Consider the following 12,875-nt stretch of genomic DNA (forward strand, 5'->3'; position numbering starts at 1 on the left):
GAGCTCCTCCGCGTCGAAGCGCGGAGAAGGAAACCGGGGCTGCGCCCCGGACCCCGCAACACGGCTTCGCCGCGTTGTCCGGTCCGGGGGGCTCCCCCGGTTTCGGGAAGGGGCGGGGCCGGGGAAGAGAAACACCGCAACCTGACACTCCGTCAGTAAAGCGAAGGGCACCCCATGGCCACCACCCGGCGACGAGGCCGCCGCCTCACCATGACCCCCACCGAACTGACCGCCTTCCTCGAAGAGCAACGCACCTGCCGAGTGGCCACCACCACCCCCGACGGCCACCCCCACGCCACCCCCCTGTGGTTCGCCTGGGACGGCCACGCCCTCTGGCTGTACTCCCTCGTCCGCAGCCGCCGCTGGGCGGACCTGCGCCGCGACCCCCGCATGGCGGCCGTGATCGACGACGGCCGGGAGTACGGGGAGCTGCGCGGCGTCGAGCTGTCCGGCGTGGCCGGTGTCGTCGGCGAGGTGCCGCGCACCGGACTGCCGTGCCCCGAACTCGACGCACCGGAGGCCCTGTTCGCCGCTAAGTACTTCGGCCTGTCCGCCATGCCGCACGACGGCAGGCACGCCTGGCTGCGCCTGGCGCCGGAGGCGGTGGCATCCTGGGACTTCCGCAAGCTGCCCGGGAACCCGCCCCGGGCCTGAGGGCGGCGGTGCTCAGGCCTCTTCGGAGACCGTCTCCCCGGCGGAGCGCAGCGCCTCGACCGCCGCGCGGATCGACGGCCTGCGGTCCGCGTCGGCGCGCCAGACCGCGTACACATGGCGGCGCATGGGGTGCCGTACGGGGATGACCCGCACTCCGTCGGGCACGGGGCCCCTGCCGAGGCGGGGCGCGACGCCGACACCCAGCCCGGCGGCGATCAGGGCGAGTTGGGTGGGGTGTTCCTCCGCCATGTGGGAGATCCGGGGCTCGATGCCCTTGCCACGCAGGGTGAGCATCAGCCAGTCGTGGCAGAACTCGCCGATGGGCCAGGAGATCCATTCGTCGTCGGCGAAGTCCTCCAGGTCGACCTGGTCCCGGTCGGCGAGGGGGTGGCCGGCGGGCACGGCCACGTCGGCGGGGTCCTCGAGGATCGGCGCCTTGGCGAGGCCGTCCGGCATGGGCAGAGGCTTGTTGTACCAGTCGAGGACGACCGCGACGTCGATGTCGCCGCGGACCACCCGCGGCACGGCGGTGTCCGGATCCCGCTCGGTCAGCCGCGCGCGCAACTGGGGGTGGGCCTCGCGCAGTCTGGCGAGGGCGAGCGGGAAGAGGCCGCGGGCCGCCGTGGGGAAGGCGTCGATCAGCAGCTCGCCGACGGCCTGGCCGCGCTGGGCCTCCAGGTCGGCCTGGGCGAGCTCGACCTGGGAGAGGATCCGCGAGGCGTGGTCGGCGAGGAGCCGGCCGGCGTCGGTGAGGCGCACTCCGCGCCCCTGCTTGGCCAGCAGCTGCTGGCCGGTCTCCCGCTCCAGCTTGGCGAGCTGTTGCGAGACGGCGGAGGTCGTCAGGTGCAGCCCGTCGGCCGCACCGCTGACGGAGCCGTGGCGGGCGACGGCGCTGAGGGTACGCAGACGGTCCAGGTTCAACATGTAAGCAATGCTAAGCGGTAGTGCGCATTTTTACTTGCTTGTTCTAATACATAAGGCAGGTCATTGTTGTGCCCATGAGCACCACCACCTCCGCCTCCACTTCCCGCACGACGGTCACCACTTCACACTCCGCACCGCCGGACACCCCCGGTCAGCGGGACCGCCCGGCCGTGGACTGGCGGATCCGGTTCGCCGCGCTCGCCCTCATCTGGGGATTCAGCTTCCTGTTCATCAAGGTGGGCACCGACGGCTTCGCCCCGCTGTACGTCTCGCTGGGGCGCATGCTGTCCGGCACCGCCGTGCTCGGCGTGGCACTGGCCGTGAAGCGGGAGCGGCTGCCGCGCGGCGCCCGCGTCTGGGGGCATCTCGCCGTCGCGGCGTTCCTGCTCAACGCCCTCCCCTTCACGCTGTTCGCCTACGCCGAGCTGAGCATCCCCTCCACGCTCGCGGGCATCTGCAATGCCACGACCCCGCTGTGGGGCATGGTGCTCTCGATGGTGGCGCTGTCCGAGGACCGGCCCACCCGGCGCCGCTTCGCCGGGCTCGGCATCGGCTTCCTCGGCGTGCTCACCGTGCTCGGCGTCTGGCAGGGCTTCTCCGGCCAGGACCCCGCGGGCACCGCGATGGCACTGGTCGCGTCCGCCAGCTACGCGGTCGGCTGGATCTACGTCCGGCGCACCCTCTCCTCGACCGGGCACTCTCATCTGTCGACGGCCGGCGGGCAGTTGCTCCTCGGCACCGTGCAGCTCGCCGTCGTCGCCCCGCTGTGCAGCCCGCTGCCGACCTCCTTTCCCACCGCGTCGGTGCTGGCGGTCTTCGCGCTGGGCGCGCTGGGCACGGGAGTCGCCTTCCTCGTCCAGTACGGACTGGTGGCGGAGGTCGGGCCGACGACCGCGACCCTGACGACGTACTTCACGCCGGTCGTCGCCGCCGTGGCGGGCGTCGCCCTCCTCGGCGAGCGGCTCGCCTGGAACACCCCCGTCGGCGCGGTGATCGTGCTGGCCGGTGCGGCGCTCACCCAGAGCAGGGCCCGGCCGAAGACCGACGGGAGCTGATCCCAAGGGCGTTCAGCCCGGGGGCGTTCAGTCGTAACGCCCGTGCCGCCCCGCGGGAACAGGGCCGGTCGCCGACGCCAGCGCGTCCGCGACCGGCCCTATCTCGTCCATGGCCAGCGGGGACACGGTCAGCCGCACGGCGGGCGGCGAGGCGAGCCGGAACCTGGCGCCGGGCGCCACCGCCCACCCCGCGTGCAGCAGTCGCGCGACGGCCGCCGTCTCGTCGGGCACCGGCAGCCAGACGTTCATCCCGCTGCGGCCGTGCGCCTCGATCCCGCGCTCGCGCAGCGCCCCGACGAGGGCGTCCCTGCGCCGCCCGTACGACGCGGCGACCGCCACCGGGTCCACGGCGGCGGCGTGCCACAGGTGCACCACCGCGTCCTGCAGCAGGTGACTGACCCAGCCGGGCCCGAGGCGCTGCCTCCCGCGCATCCGGTCCACGGTGACGGCGTCACCGGTGAGCACCGCGAGCCGCAGATCGGGGCCGTACGCCTTGGCGACGGAACGCACCACCACCCAGTGGTCGGTGGCGCCCGCGAGGGGCCGCAGGGGCAGGTCCACGATGCCGTGGCCGTGGTCGTCCTCGATCAGCAGGACCTGCGGATGGCCCGCGAGGACGGCGCGCAGCTCACGGGCGCGGGCCTCGCCGATCGCCGCGCCTGTGGGGTTCTGCGCCCGGTCGGTGACGATCAGCGCCCGCGCGCCCTGCCGCAGCGCCCGGTCCGTCTCCTCGGGCAGCGGGCCGTCGTCGTCGAGCGGCACGGGCACGGGGCGCAGCCCCAGGGCCGCGACGAGGTCGAGGAGGCTGCCCCAGCCGGGATCCTCCACGGCCACCTCGTCGCCCGGCCGCAGATGCGCGGCGAGGGCGCGCTCCATGGCGTCGAGCGCCCCCGAGGTGACGGTGACCGGGCCCTCCGGCACACCGTCCGCGGCGAAGGCGGCGCGGGCCGTCCGCTCCAGCTCGGTGTCCACGGCCGGGGCCCCGTAGAGCACCGGGCGCTCGGCGGCCCGCGCGGCCGCGGCGGCGAGCGCCTCGCCGAGCGGGGGCAGCAGCGCCGGGTCGGGGTTGCCCGTGGAGACGTCCCGCACGCCTTCGGGCGCCTCCACGCGGATCAGCTCGCGCGGGGCGGTGGCGGGGCGGTGGCGCACGCGGCTGCCCCGCCGCCCGGCCGTCTCGATCACGCCCCGCTCCCGCAGGATGCGGTAGGCGGCCCCGACCGTATTGGGATTGACGTCCAGCTCGACGGCCAACTCGCGGATGGGCGGGAGGAGTTCGCCGGGGGCGAGCAGCCCCGCCCCGACGGCCCGCTCCACGCTCGTGGAAATGTCCGCTGCGCGGCGTCCTTCGATCCGATACTCTCCTAGCACAAAGACAAGTATGCACTAGTGCAATGGAGTTCGCCATGGCAGTTCCCACGACTTCGGCCATGTCCACCGCATCCGCCACACCTGCCGCACCCGTCACGCCCGCCGCGTACGAGCGAACCGAGCGGACCACCCCGACCCGTTACCGCGACCGCGCCTCCTACGACCGTGAGCTGGTCCACTCGATCCTCGACGCGGGCTACGTCTGCCACCTCGGCTTCGTGCGCGACGGCGCGCCGGTCGTCCTGCCGACGCTCTACGGCCGGGTCGGCGAGCGCCTCTACGTGCACGGCTCGACCGGCTCCCGTCCGCTGCGGGCCGCGGGCGGGCAGGAGGGCCCCGGCCTGCCCGTCTGCCTGACCGTCACCCACCTCGACGGCCTGGTGCTGGCCCGCTCCGCGTTCCACCACTCGCTCAACTACCGCTCGGTCGTGGTGCACGGCACCGCCCGGCAGGTGACCGACGAGGGCGAACTGCGCACCGCGCTCGACGCCCTGGTGGACCAGGCCGTGCCGGGCCGGTCCGCCGACTCCCGGCCGCCGACGGCGAAGGAGCTCGCCGCGACGGCCGTACTGCGCGTCGACCTCACCGAGGTCTCCGCGAAGGTCCGCGCGGCGGGCCCCGGGGACGACGCGGAGGATCTCGCGCTCCCCCACTGGAGCGGCGTCGTCCCCGTGACCACCGCCTACGGCACCCCGGTGCCCGCCGACGACCTGGCTCCGGGCATAGCCGTGCCCGACTACGTCACCGCCCGCTGACCGCGGCCGCCGGGCCGCGCGCCTCGGCGACGGCCAGCCCCGCCACGGCGGACAGCAGCACCGCCGTGCCCAGCGCGGTCGCGGCGGTCAGGCGCTCGCCGAGCAGCAGCACCGCGATGACGGCCGCCGTGACCGGCTCCAGCAGGGTGATCACCGTGGCCGTCGTGGCCCGTACGACCACGAGCCCCGCGAAGAACAGCGCGTAGGCGAGCGCGGTCGGCACGGCCACCAGGTACGCCATCAGCCCCAGCGTGCGGGCCAGTTCACGGGTGTGCGGCCAGAGGCCCTCGGCGGCCGCGAGCGGCAGCAGGCACACCGTGCTGACGGCGAAGGACGTCAGCGTCGTGGTGAACGGGTCGGCGGCCCGCCCCTCGCGGCCCGAGTGGCGAGCGTAGAGGGTGAGCAGGGCGTATCCGGCGGCGGAGAGCAGCGCCAGCGCCACGCCGGCCGGGCGCACGGTGCCCGTGCCGCCGTTGCCGAGCATCAGCACGGCCAGCCCGGCGAACGCGCCGGACACCGCCGACCGGCCGCCCGCACCGAGCCGTTCCCCCATGAACACCCGGCCGCCGAGCGCCACCAGCACCGGCGCGGCGCCCAGGGTGACGACGGTGCCGACGGCGACACCCGTCCCCGCCACCGCCGCGAAGTAGGCGGCCTGGAAAACGGTGAGCCCGGCGCCGGTGACGAGCAGGCGGGCCAGGCGGCGCGGCCGCGGCTCGTACGGCCGGGTGGCGCGTATGTCCGCCCGGCCCGCGCGGCGCGACAGCAACGCCCGCGCCAGCAGCAGGAGTACGAGGCCGCCGGCCGTGCGCCAGAAGGTGAGTGCGACGGGGCCGAGCCCGCTGTCGCCCATGACCAGGTCGGCGGTGGCACCCGTGGTTCCCCAGGAGGCCGCCGCGAAGGCGACGCAGAGGAGCCCCCGGCGGACGGGAAGTCCCTGGGCGGGGCGGGGATTCCCGCCCGGACTCCCGTCCGGGGAAGGGCGGGACGGAAAGGAAGACGGAACGGATCGAGGCATGACTGTTCTCCCGCGGAAGACGAGGTGATCGCGTGGTCGCCTGTGCGGGCAGCGGCGATCGGCCCGGGGTGTCCCACCCCGGGCCCCGGTCCTCCGGGAGCGGCCGCCCGCGTTACGCGGCGGGAGGCGGCAGAACGGTCATCGGCATGATCAGCACCTTATGCGGGCCGGGTTCCGGTGGACAACTCCCCTTCGGCGGCGGCCGGGACGCCCTCGCCCCTGGCCACCGGCTCGGGCGCGGCCGCCTTGGGCGTGGAGCTCTGCGCGATGAAGGCGCCCAGCAGCACCACGGCCCCGCCCACGATCTGCGGCGCGGAGAGCTCCTCGCCCAGCAGCACCCAGGCCAGCACGATGGCGACGACGGCCTCCAGACACGCGACCACCCCGGCCACCTGCGGCGACAGCCGTCGCACCGCGAGCACGCCGGTGAGGTAGGCGGCGACGGTGGCGATCAGCACGATCCAGGCGAGCAGCAGCACGGCGGGCACCCGGCTCCCCCGCATCTCGGCCGACCCGGCCAGCACCGTCCAGTCCATGCCCCAGGGGCGTGCGACAACGGTCATGACAGCGGCGCCGACCAGCAGCCCGTAGGCGATGACACCGACCGGATCGGCGGGCTCCGCACCGCCGGAACCATGGTCCGCCAGCACGAAATAGCCGACCTGGCAGCAGGCGGCGCCGAGGCCGAACAGCAGGCCCAACGCGTCGAAGCCCAGCCCGGACCACACCTCCACCACACAGGCGAGGCCGCCCACGGCGAGGACGACGCCCACGGCCGCGGCCCGGCTCACCGGGCGCCGCTGGACGAAGCGCACCCAGCCGAGCAGCAGCGCGGGCCCGAGGTATTCGATGAGCAGGGCGACGCCCACGGGGATACGGGAGATCGCCGCGAAGTAGCAGGCCTGGACGCCGGCGACGCCCAGCAGGCCGAACCCGGCGAGCAGCGCGGGACGGCGGGCCACCAGGGCGCGTTGGCGCCAGGCGACGGGAAGCAGCACCAGCGCGGCCCCGGCCACCCGCAGCCATACGACATGGAGCGGATCGAGGCCCGCCTGGATCAACGGCTTGGCCGCGACACCCGATCCGCCGTACGCGAGCGCCGAGACCACGGCCAGGCCGAGTCCGGCGCTTCTCCCCCGAGACGTCTGCATGCGGTCAGCATGTCAGCCGCCGACATGACTGTCACCCTTTTCACTCATGACAAGAATCCGCTTCACTCATGACAAGGGTCCGGCCACTCGCGGCAGGCGACGGCATCGAGGCGGGCGGCGAGCGGGCCGGGGTCGACCCCGGCCCGGCGCAGCACCTCCACGGCCCGGCTGCCGTCGGCGCGGGCGAGCGCGGCGAGCAGGTCCACTCCTTCCGCGCGGTCCGCACCCCGCGCGCGGGCCCGGACGAGAGCCCCCTCCATGGCGGCGGCCGCGGCGGGCGACCAGCCGGGGGCCCGCCCGGCCGGGAGCACGGGCAGCGCGCCGGAGTCCTCCACGGTGCCGCTCCACCGCAGCCCGTAGCCGATGGTCCGCTGGACGAGATAGCCGAGCAGCCGTACCACCGCGCCCGTACCGGCGCCGTCCAGGGCCCGGCACGCCTCGGGGTCCGCTTCGAGGAGCGTGTGCAGCAGGTGGGCGGTGTCGACCTGGCGGTCCCCGTCGCGCACGGCCCGCCTGCGGGCACCGGCGGCCGCCGAGGTCAGCTCGGTGCTGAACCGGTCCGCGCAGGCGGTGCCGGCCGGTCCGCTGTCACATGTACGGCTTTGCACCCTTCCACCCCACCAGGAACAGGGCCGCGGGGGCATCCCCGGCGGGAAGCATTCGCGCATCCGACGAGAGTTGGGCGCGCCCGCCGATGTCCTCCTCCTTGAGGAGGACCGGCGGCGGGACGGCGTCAGGGGCGGCGGCGCGCGAAATGCCGGACGGGCCATGGCAACCGGCCCGTCCGGCATCCGGCTCAGCCCTCGTCCGCGAGGATCAGGTACAGCTTCTTGCGGGACTCGTTGATGACGTCCAGCGCCTTCTGCTTCTGCTCCTTGCTGCCGGTCTTCCAGACCTGCCCGAAGGCCTCCATCAGCCCGAACCCGGCCTGCCGGATCTCCTGCATCGTTTCCCAGTCGACCCCTCGGCCGACCTCTTCCCACGGCGTCTGCGAACCCGCGTCCGCCTCCGTGCGGCCCGCCTCGGTGAGCGTGAACAGCTTCTTGCCGCCCTCGCTCGCACTCTCGATCAGACCCTCGTCCTCCAGCATCTGGAGCGTCGGGTAGACCGACCCGGGGCTCGGCTTCCAGGCCCCGCCGCTGCGCTCGGCGATCTCCTGGATCATCTCGTAGCCGTGCATCGGCCGGTCCTTCAGCAGCGCCAGGATCGACGCGCGCACGTCACCGCGCCGCGCCCTCCCTCCCGGGCCGCCGCGCCCCCGCCCCCGCGGTCCGCCCAACGGCGGACCGCCGAAGCCCGGCCCGAAGGGGCCGAAGGCGGCGCGCCGCCCCTCGAAGTCACCCGCACCGCGCGGGCCGCGGTGTTCGTGTCCATGTGAACGCCACATGACGTTCCTCCCATCTTTGATCGGTCGCGATACGTCAACGATATATCGGAACATGCCGAACGACAACGCCTCCCGGTCCAGTTTTTGCACATTGGCTCTGGCCTGCGGCTTTGCCGGACTCCTACGGTTCCCGCCATGCGGATACGAATCGTCGACGCCTTCACCGACCGCCCCTTCGCCGGCAACCCGGCCGGGGTCCTGCTCCTCGACTCCGGTTCCTTCCCCGACGACGCCCGGCTCCAGCGGATCGCCGCCGAGGTGAACCTCTCCGAGACCGCGTTCGCCCACCGGCTGCCCGAGGGCGGCGACGCCGACTGGGCGCTGCGCTGGTTCACCCCCGCCACCGAGGTCGACATGTGCGGCCACGCCACGCTCGCCACGGCGCACGTCCTGCACACGACCGGCGCCGCCACCGGCACCGTGCGCTTCACCGCCCGCTGCGGCATCCTCACGGCGACCGCGCACGAGGACGGGTCGGTCACCCTCGACTTCCCGACCTCGTCGCTCACCCCGACCGCCGTCCCCGACGGCGTCGCGGCCGCGCTGGGCGCCGAGCCGCTCGGCGCCTGCGACACGAGCCCGCACATCGGCGACCTGCTCGTGGAACTCGCCGACGAGAAGGCGGTACGGGCGCTCGCCCCGGACACCGCGGCGCTCGGCAGGTACTCGCGCCGGGGCATCATCGCCACCGCGGCCGCCGAGGACCCCGCGCGCGGCTACGACTACGTCTCGCGCTGCTTCTTCCCCAACGTCGGCGTCGACGAGGACCCCGTCACCGGCAGCGCCCACACCGCGCTCGCGCCGTTCTGGTCCGCCCGGCTGGGGCGCCCCGGCCTGACGGGACTTCAGGCGTCGGCGCGCACCGGGCTCGTACGGACGGAGCTGCGCGGCGACCGCACACTGCTGACCGGCACCGCCGTCACCGTCATCGACGGGGAGCTGCTCGCGTAGGCCGGGCGCGGCGGGCGGGCCGCGGGCGCGTGCGCGGGTCAGGCGGTGGGCAGCCAGCCCACCTTGCCCGCGAGGAGCGCGTAGCCGACGAAGGCCACGATGTCGATCAGGGCGTGCGCGGCGACCAGCGGCCCGACCCGCCCCCAGCGCCGGTAGAGCAGCACGAAGACGACGCCCATCACCATGTTGCCGATGAGCCCGCCGATGCCCTGGTACAGGTGGTACGAGCCGCGCAGCGCGGCGCTCGCCGCCAGGGCGGCCGCCGGTGTCCAGCCCAACTGCCCGAGGCGGCGCAGCAGGTAGCCGACGACCACGACCTCCTCCAGCACGGCGTTCTGCACGGCCGAGGCGATCAGCACCGGGAGCTTCCACCACACGTCGGGCAGCGACTCGGGCACCACGGTGAGGTTGAAGCCCGCGGCCCGTACACCGAGGTAGAAGAGCAGCCCGGTGCCGCCGATGGCCGCCGCGACCGCCGTGCCCCGGGCGAGGTCGGGGCCCGGGTGCCGCCGGTCGAAGCCGATGGCCCGCAGGCCCGCGCCCTCGCGGAGCAGCAGGTGGGCCACGAGGAAGACGGGCACCAGGGCGGTCGCGATGCCGAAGACCTGCCACGCGAGGTCCAGCCAGGGACGGCCGGGGGCGTGCGAGGCGTTGAGCCGGGCGGCCTGTTCCTTGAGCCCGCCGGGCCGGGTGGCCGCGCCGACAAAGCTGATCAGGGCCGATACGGCGCTGGCCCCGAGCGACAGCGCGAGCACGATCAGCGTCTCGTTGCGCAGCAGCGCCGGCCGGACCTCCGGCAGGGTGCCGACCTCTCCCCGCACGCTCTGCCGCACGACGTCTCTCCGCTCCGCGTTGCCCGCAACCGTCCCCACAGCTTGCCCGACGGCCGGGCCCACCCCAAAAAGCGGGGCCCTGTCGCGGTGCGGTCAGTCCCCCGGTCCGGCCGGCCAGAGGTGCACCGGCTCTCCCGTCCGCATCAGTTCGCAATAGCGACGCGTCGTGGCGGCCAGCGCCTTCTCCCGCCCCAGCCCGCGCTCCAGCGCGCGGTGGTAGGTGGCCGCCTGCCAGGACGCGCCGTTCGTCCGGTTGCGGCAGCGCCCCTCGATGACACCGAGGTAGCGGTCGCGGTCGGCCGGTTCGACACCCCACGCGTCGAGCCCGGCCGCCGCCATCGGCAGCAGTTCCTCCAGGACGAGCCGTACGGCCGGGACGCGCGCCGACGCCTGGTTGCGGCCGCCCCGCGGCCAGCGCAGCCAGGCGTCGATGCCGTGGCGGCAGGCGGTGTCGAAGTTCTCCGCGGCGACGCCGAACGGCATCCGGGTCCACACCGGACGGGCCTCCTCCGCGAGCGCCCGGACCATCCCGTAGTAGAAGGCGGTGTTGGCGATGACGTCGGTGACGGTGGGGCCCGCGGGCAGCACGCGGTTCTCGACCCGGAGGTGCGGTACGCCGTCGGCGATGCCGTAGACGGGCCGGTTCCAGCGGTAGACCGTGCCGTTGTGCAGGATCAGCTCGTTCAGCTCGGGCACCCCGCCCTCCTCCAGCACCCGCAGCGGGTCCTCGGAGCCGGAGACGGGCAACAGCGGCGGGAAGAAACGCAGGTTCTCCTCGAAGAGGTCGTACGCCGAGTCGATCCAGCGCTCGCCGAACCAGGTACGCGGCCGGACGCCCTGCGCCGCGAGCTCCGGCGACCGGGTGTCGGTGGACTGGACGAACAGCGGCGGACGGGACTCGCGCCACAGCTCCCGCCCGTAGAGGAACGGCGAGTTGGCGCCGACGGCGATCTGCGCGGCCGCGACGACCTGCGCGGCGTTCCACACGGCGGCGAACCGGCGCGGGGTGACCTGGAGGTGCAACTGCACGGAGGTGCAGGCGGATTCGGGGGCGATCGAGCCCGCGGTGCAGGTCAGCCGCTCCACGCCCTCGATGTCGATGGTGAAGTGCTCGCCCCGCGCGGCGACCACCTGCGCGTTGAGGAGGGCGTAGCGGTGGTCGTCGGAGAGGTTCGAGGAGACCAGGTGCCGGTCCTCCAGAGTCGGCAGAATACCGATCATCACGATTCCGGAATCGACCTCCATGGCTTTGCGATCGGCATAGGAAAGGGCCGTGCGCAACTCCTCGGCGAGCTGGTCGAGAACCCGGCCCGACAGCGGGTGGGGCACAATGTTCACTTCCAGGTTGAAGCGGCCCAGCTCGGTCTGGAAATCCCCACTGGCGATACGTTTCAGCACTTCGGCGTTCACCATGCTCGGCATCCCGTCGGACCCCGCGAGATTCAGCTCGATCTCCAGACCCATAAGATTCCGGGGCCGGTCGAATCGCTTCTCCGCCAGGAGCCGCGCCAGCACGTCGAGGCACTGCCGGAGCTTGTCCCTGTGGCGCTGCCGGTCGGCGGGGCCGAACCCCTCCACCACCAGCTTCTCACCCATCGCAGCGCCCTCCTCACCTGGGTCCCCCGCGGCAGCGGCCGCCCGCGTCACGGTCGATGATGCCCAGCCGATGTGATCGATAACGCCACGTCGGCAGGCAATGCCCGGTAGGCTGTCCGAGGTGTGCGCCGTGGCACATTCCGTCGGCAAGGTGCAATACTCCGGTTTTGCGCATTGCGCTGGTGATAAACACCGATGAGATCCGGCCTACCCGGTCCGGTGAATAGCCCGAGGTGGCGGCCACGGAATTCGGCACAGAATCACCGAAATCCCCCTGCGTGGAGCCACCGGAAATCCTCTTGCAGGAAATACCGGCGACAGCTAGCCGAAACACCATGTGAACACGTGTCGTATAAACTCCGGGACAAGGCAGAGAGCAGCGCCCCGGCCCCGGCAGTCGGTACGGTCCCCGGCCCCCCTCTGACCCCGCACGCCGACAGCGTCGTCCGCACCTGCCCCGCACCACGTGTCTCCGAAGTGAGAGGCGACCCACCATGCCGCTGCACGCCCTCCCCGCTCCCGCGCCCGCCCTGCTCAGCGTCCTCACCGCCCTCGGCTCCCCCACCGCCGTGCGCGAGGCCCGCACCCCTTCCCTGCGGTCCGCGCAAGGACCGCTGACCCCCGAACTCCCGTTGCCCGTCCACGTCCTGGAGCAGGTCACCACGCGCGGCGGCACCCCCAGGACCCGGCTCACCGGCTGGCGGTTCCTGATCCGGGGGGCCGAGCGCGCGGTGGCCGCAGGCGAGACGGCGCCGACCGCGGACGGCTGGACCTTCTCCCACTTTTTCGAGGGCCCGTACCTCGCCTCCACCGAACTGGCGCTGCGCCAGGCGGAGGCGCTGCCGACGCCGTACCAGCCGCGGCTGCTCTCCGTGCCCGAGCTCTACATGCTCACCCTCTGGCTGCACGGCGACCTCACCGCCGACGCCGCGTCCGGGCTGCCGGGCCCCGGCGACCTGCTGGTGCCGCTCGCGCCCGCGCCGCCCGGCATCGCCGCGCACCGCGCGCACCGGTTCACCGAACTGCTGTCGGTGCTCACCCACCGGCTCACCCCGTCGCCCCTGCTCAGGACCTCGGCCTGAACGGCGTTCCGCAGCGGACCGGACACGCCCCGTGGCCACGGCGGCCACGGGGCGTACCGCCGCGCTCACCCTCCCGGACTAGCCCGGGGCGGCCAGCCCGA

The 12,875-nt window shown here is 73.7% G+C and carries 13 protein-coding genes; 5 read left to right on the forward strand and 8 right to left on the reverse strand.

Translation table 11 applies throughout. From position 1 onward, the window contains the following. Positions 1-174: 174 nt before the first annotated feature. Positions 175-654 (forward strand): pyridoxamine 5'-phosphate oxidase family protein, encoded by a 480-nt coding sequence (locus ACWD4A_RS29925; RefSeq protein ID WP_451198710.1) that lies wholly within the window; start codon positions 175-177, stop codon positions 652-654. A 12-nt stretch (positions 655-666) separates the two neighbouring features. Here ACWD4A_RS29925 and ACWD4A_RS29930 read toward each other — a convergent pair whose 3' ends face one another. Next, positions 667-1,578: a LysR family transcriptional regulator gene (locus ACWD4A_RS29930; protein ID WP_451198711.1), complete on the reverse strand. Its 912-nt coding sequence runs from the start codon at positions 1,576-1,578 to the stop codon at positions 667-669. A 74-nt stretch (positions 1,579-1,652) separates the two neighbouring features. Here ACWD4A_RS29930 and ACWD4A_RS29935 point away from each other — a divergent pair, with 74 nt between their 5' ends. After that, positions 1,653-2,633, forward strand: a complete 981-nt coding sequence (locus tag ACWD4A_RS29935; RefSeq protein WP_451198713.1) for a DMT family transporter — start codon at positions 1,653-1,655, stop codon at positions 2,631-2,633. Positions 2,634-2,660: 27 nt separating this feature from the next. Here ACWD4A_RS29935 and ACWD4A_RS29940 read toward each other — a convergent pair whose 3' ends face one another. Then, positions 2,661-4,001 (reverse strand): aminotransferase class I/II-fold pyridoxal phosphate-dependent enzyme, encoded by a 1,341-nt coding sequence (locus ACWD4A_RS29940; protein ID WP_451198714.1) that lies wholly within the window; start codon positions 3,999-4,001, stop codon positions 2,661-2,663. 59 nt (positions 4,002-4,060) lie between these two features. On the opposite strand from ACWD4A_RS29940, the gene ACWD4A_RS29945 reads away from it, so the two are divergent. Beyond that, positions 4,061-4,756, forward strand: coding sequence for a pyridoxamine 5'-phosphate oxidase family protein (locus ACWD4A_RS29945; RefSeq protein ID WP_451198715.1), 696 nt, complete (start codon positions 4,061-4,063; stop codon positions 4,754-4,756). Here ACWD4A_RS29945 and ACWD4A_RS29950 read toward each other — a convergent pair. From ACWD4A_RS29950 to ACWD4A_RS29965, 4 genes are all read right to left on the reverse strand, one after another. Continuing rightward, positions 4,743-5,774 carry a DMT family transporter gene (locus ACWD4A_RS29950; protein ID WP_451198716.1) on the reverse strand — a complete coding sequence of 344 codons (1,032 nt, stop codon included), beginning with the start codon at positions 5,772-5,774 and terminating at the stop codon, positions 4,743-4,745. The two genes, ACWD4A_RS29945 and ACWD4A_RS29950, sit on opposite strands and share 14 nt — an antisense overlap. Positions 5,775-5,932: 158 nt before the next feature. Next, complete coding sequence (locus ACWD4A_RS29955; RefSeq protein ID WP_451198717.1) at positions 5,933-6,925, reverse strand: EamA family transporter; 993 nt, start codon at positions 6,923-6,925, stop codon at positions 5,933-5,935. Positions 6,926-6,987: 62 nt separating this feature from the next. Further along, complete coding sequence (locus ACWD4A_RS29960; RefSeq protein ID WP_451198719.1) at positions 6,988-7,533, reverse strand: Clp protease N-terminal domain-containing protein; 546 nt, start codon at positions 7,531-7,533, stop codon at positions 6,988-6,990. Between the two features lie 188 nt (positions 7,534-7,721). Further along, the gene (locus ACWD4A_RS29965) at positions 7,722-8,312 is read right to left on the reverse strand and encodes a PadR family transcriptional regulator (protein WP_451198721.1); all 591 of its coding nucleotides are present in this window, start codon (positions 8,310-8,312) and stop codon (positions 7,722-7,724) included. Between the two features lie 135 nt (positions 8,313-8,447). Here ACWD4A_RS29965 and ACWD4A_RS29970 point away from each other — a divergent pair, with 135 nt between their 5' ends. Continuing rightward, positions 8,448-9,263 carry a PhzF family phenazine biosynthesis protein gene (locus ACWD4A_RS29970; RefSeq protein ID WP_451198722.1) on the forward strand — a complete coding sequence of 272 codons (816 nt, stop codon included), beginning with the start codon at positions 8,448-8,450 and terminating at the stop codon, positions 9,261-9,263. 38 nt (positions 9,264-9,301) lie between these two features. Here ACWD4A_RS29970 and ACWD4A_RS29975 read toward each other — a convergent pair whose 3' ends face one another. Beyond that, complete coding sequence (locus tag ACWD4A_RS29975) at positions 9,302-10,096, reverse strand: CPBP family intramembrane glutamic endopeptidase (RefSeq protein WP_451198723.1); 795 nt, start codon at positions 10,094-10,096, stop codon at positions 9,302-9,304. 93 nt (positions 10,097-10,189) lie between these two features. Continuing rightward, the gene (locus ACWD4A_RS29980; RefSeq protein ID WP_451198724.1) at positions 10,190-11,692 is read right to left on the reverse strand and encodes a glutamate--cysteine ligase; all 1,503 of its coding nucleotides are present in this window, start codon (positions 11,690-11,692) and stop codon (positions 10,190-10,192) included. A gap of 494 nt (positions 11,693-12,186) precedes the next feature. On the opposite strand from ACWD4A_RS29980, the gene ACWD4A_RS29985 reads away from it, so the two are divergent. Further along, positions 12,187-12,774, forward strand: a complete 588-nt coding sequence (locus ACWD4A_RS29985; RefSeq protein WP_451198725.1) for a hypothetical protein — start codon at positions 12,187-12,189, stop codon at positions 12,772-12,774. Positions 12,775-12,875 lie beyond the last annotated feature (101 nt).

The organism is Streptomyces sp. NPDC002537 (genome assembly GCF_053594975.1).

What these genes read in the sequence shown, in the direction of transcription:
- ACWD4A_RS29925 (WP_451198710.1), top strand. Translation starts at nt 175, where the DNA reads ATGGCCACCACCCGGCGACGAGGCCGCCGCCTCACCATGACCCCCACC.
- ACWD4A_RS29930 (WP_451198711.1), bottom strand. Translation starts at nt 1,578, where the DNA reads ATGTTGAACCTGGACCGTCTGCGTACCCTCAGCGCCGTCGCCCGCCAC.
- ACWD4A_RS29935 (WP_451198713.1), top strand. Translation starts at nt 1,653, where the DNA reads ATGAGCACCACCACCTCCGCCTCCACTTCCCGCACGACGGTCACCACT.
- ACWD4A_RS29945 (WP_451198715.1), top strand. Translation starts at nt 4,061, where the DNA reads ATGTCCACCGCATCCGCCACACCTGCCGCACCCGTCACGCCCGCCGCG.
- ACWD4A_RS29950 (WP_451198716.1), bottom strand. Translation starts at nt 5,774, where the DNA reads ATGCCTCGATCCGTTCCGTCTTCCTTTCCGTCCCGCCCTTCCCCGGAC.
- ACWD4A_RS29955 (WP_451198717.1), bottom strand. Translation starts at nt 6,925, where the DNA reads ATGCAGACGTCTCGGGGGAGAAGCGCCGGACTCGGCCTGGCCGTGGTC.
- ACWD4A_RS29965 (WP_451198721.1), bottom strand. Translation starts at nt 8,312, where the DNA reads ATGTGGCGTTCACATGGACACGAACACCGCGGCCCGCGCGGTGCGGGT.
- ACWD4A_RS29970 (WP_451198722.1), top strand. Translation starts at nt 8,448, where the DNA reads ATGCGGATACGAATCGTCGACGCCTTCACCGACCGCCCCTTCGCCGGC.
- ACWD4A_RS29980 (WP_451198724.1), bottom strand. Translation starts at nt 11,692, where the DNA reads ATGGGTGAGAAGCTGGTGGTGGAGGGGTTCGGCCCCGCCGACCGGCAG.
- ACWD4A_RS29985 (WP_451198725.1), top strand. Translation starts at nt 12,187, where the DNA reads ATGCCGCTGCACGCCCTCCCCGCTCCCGCGCCCGCCCTGCTCAGCGTC.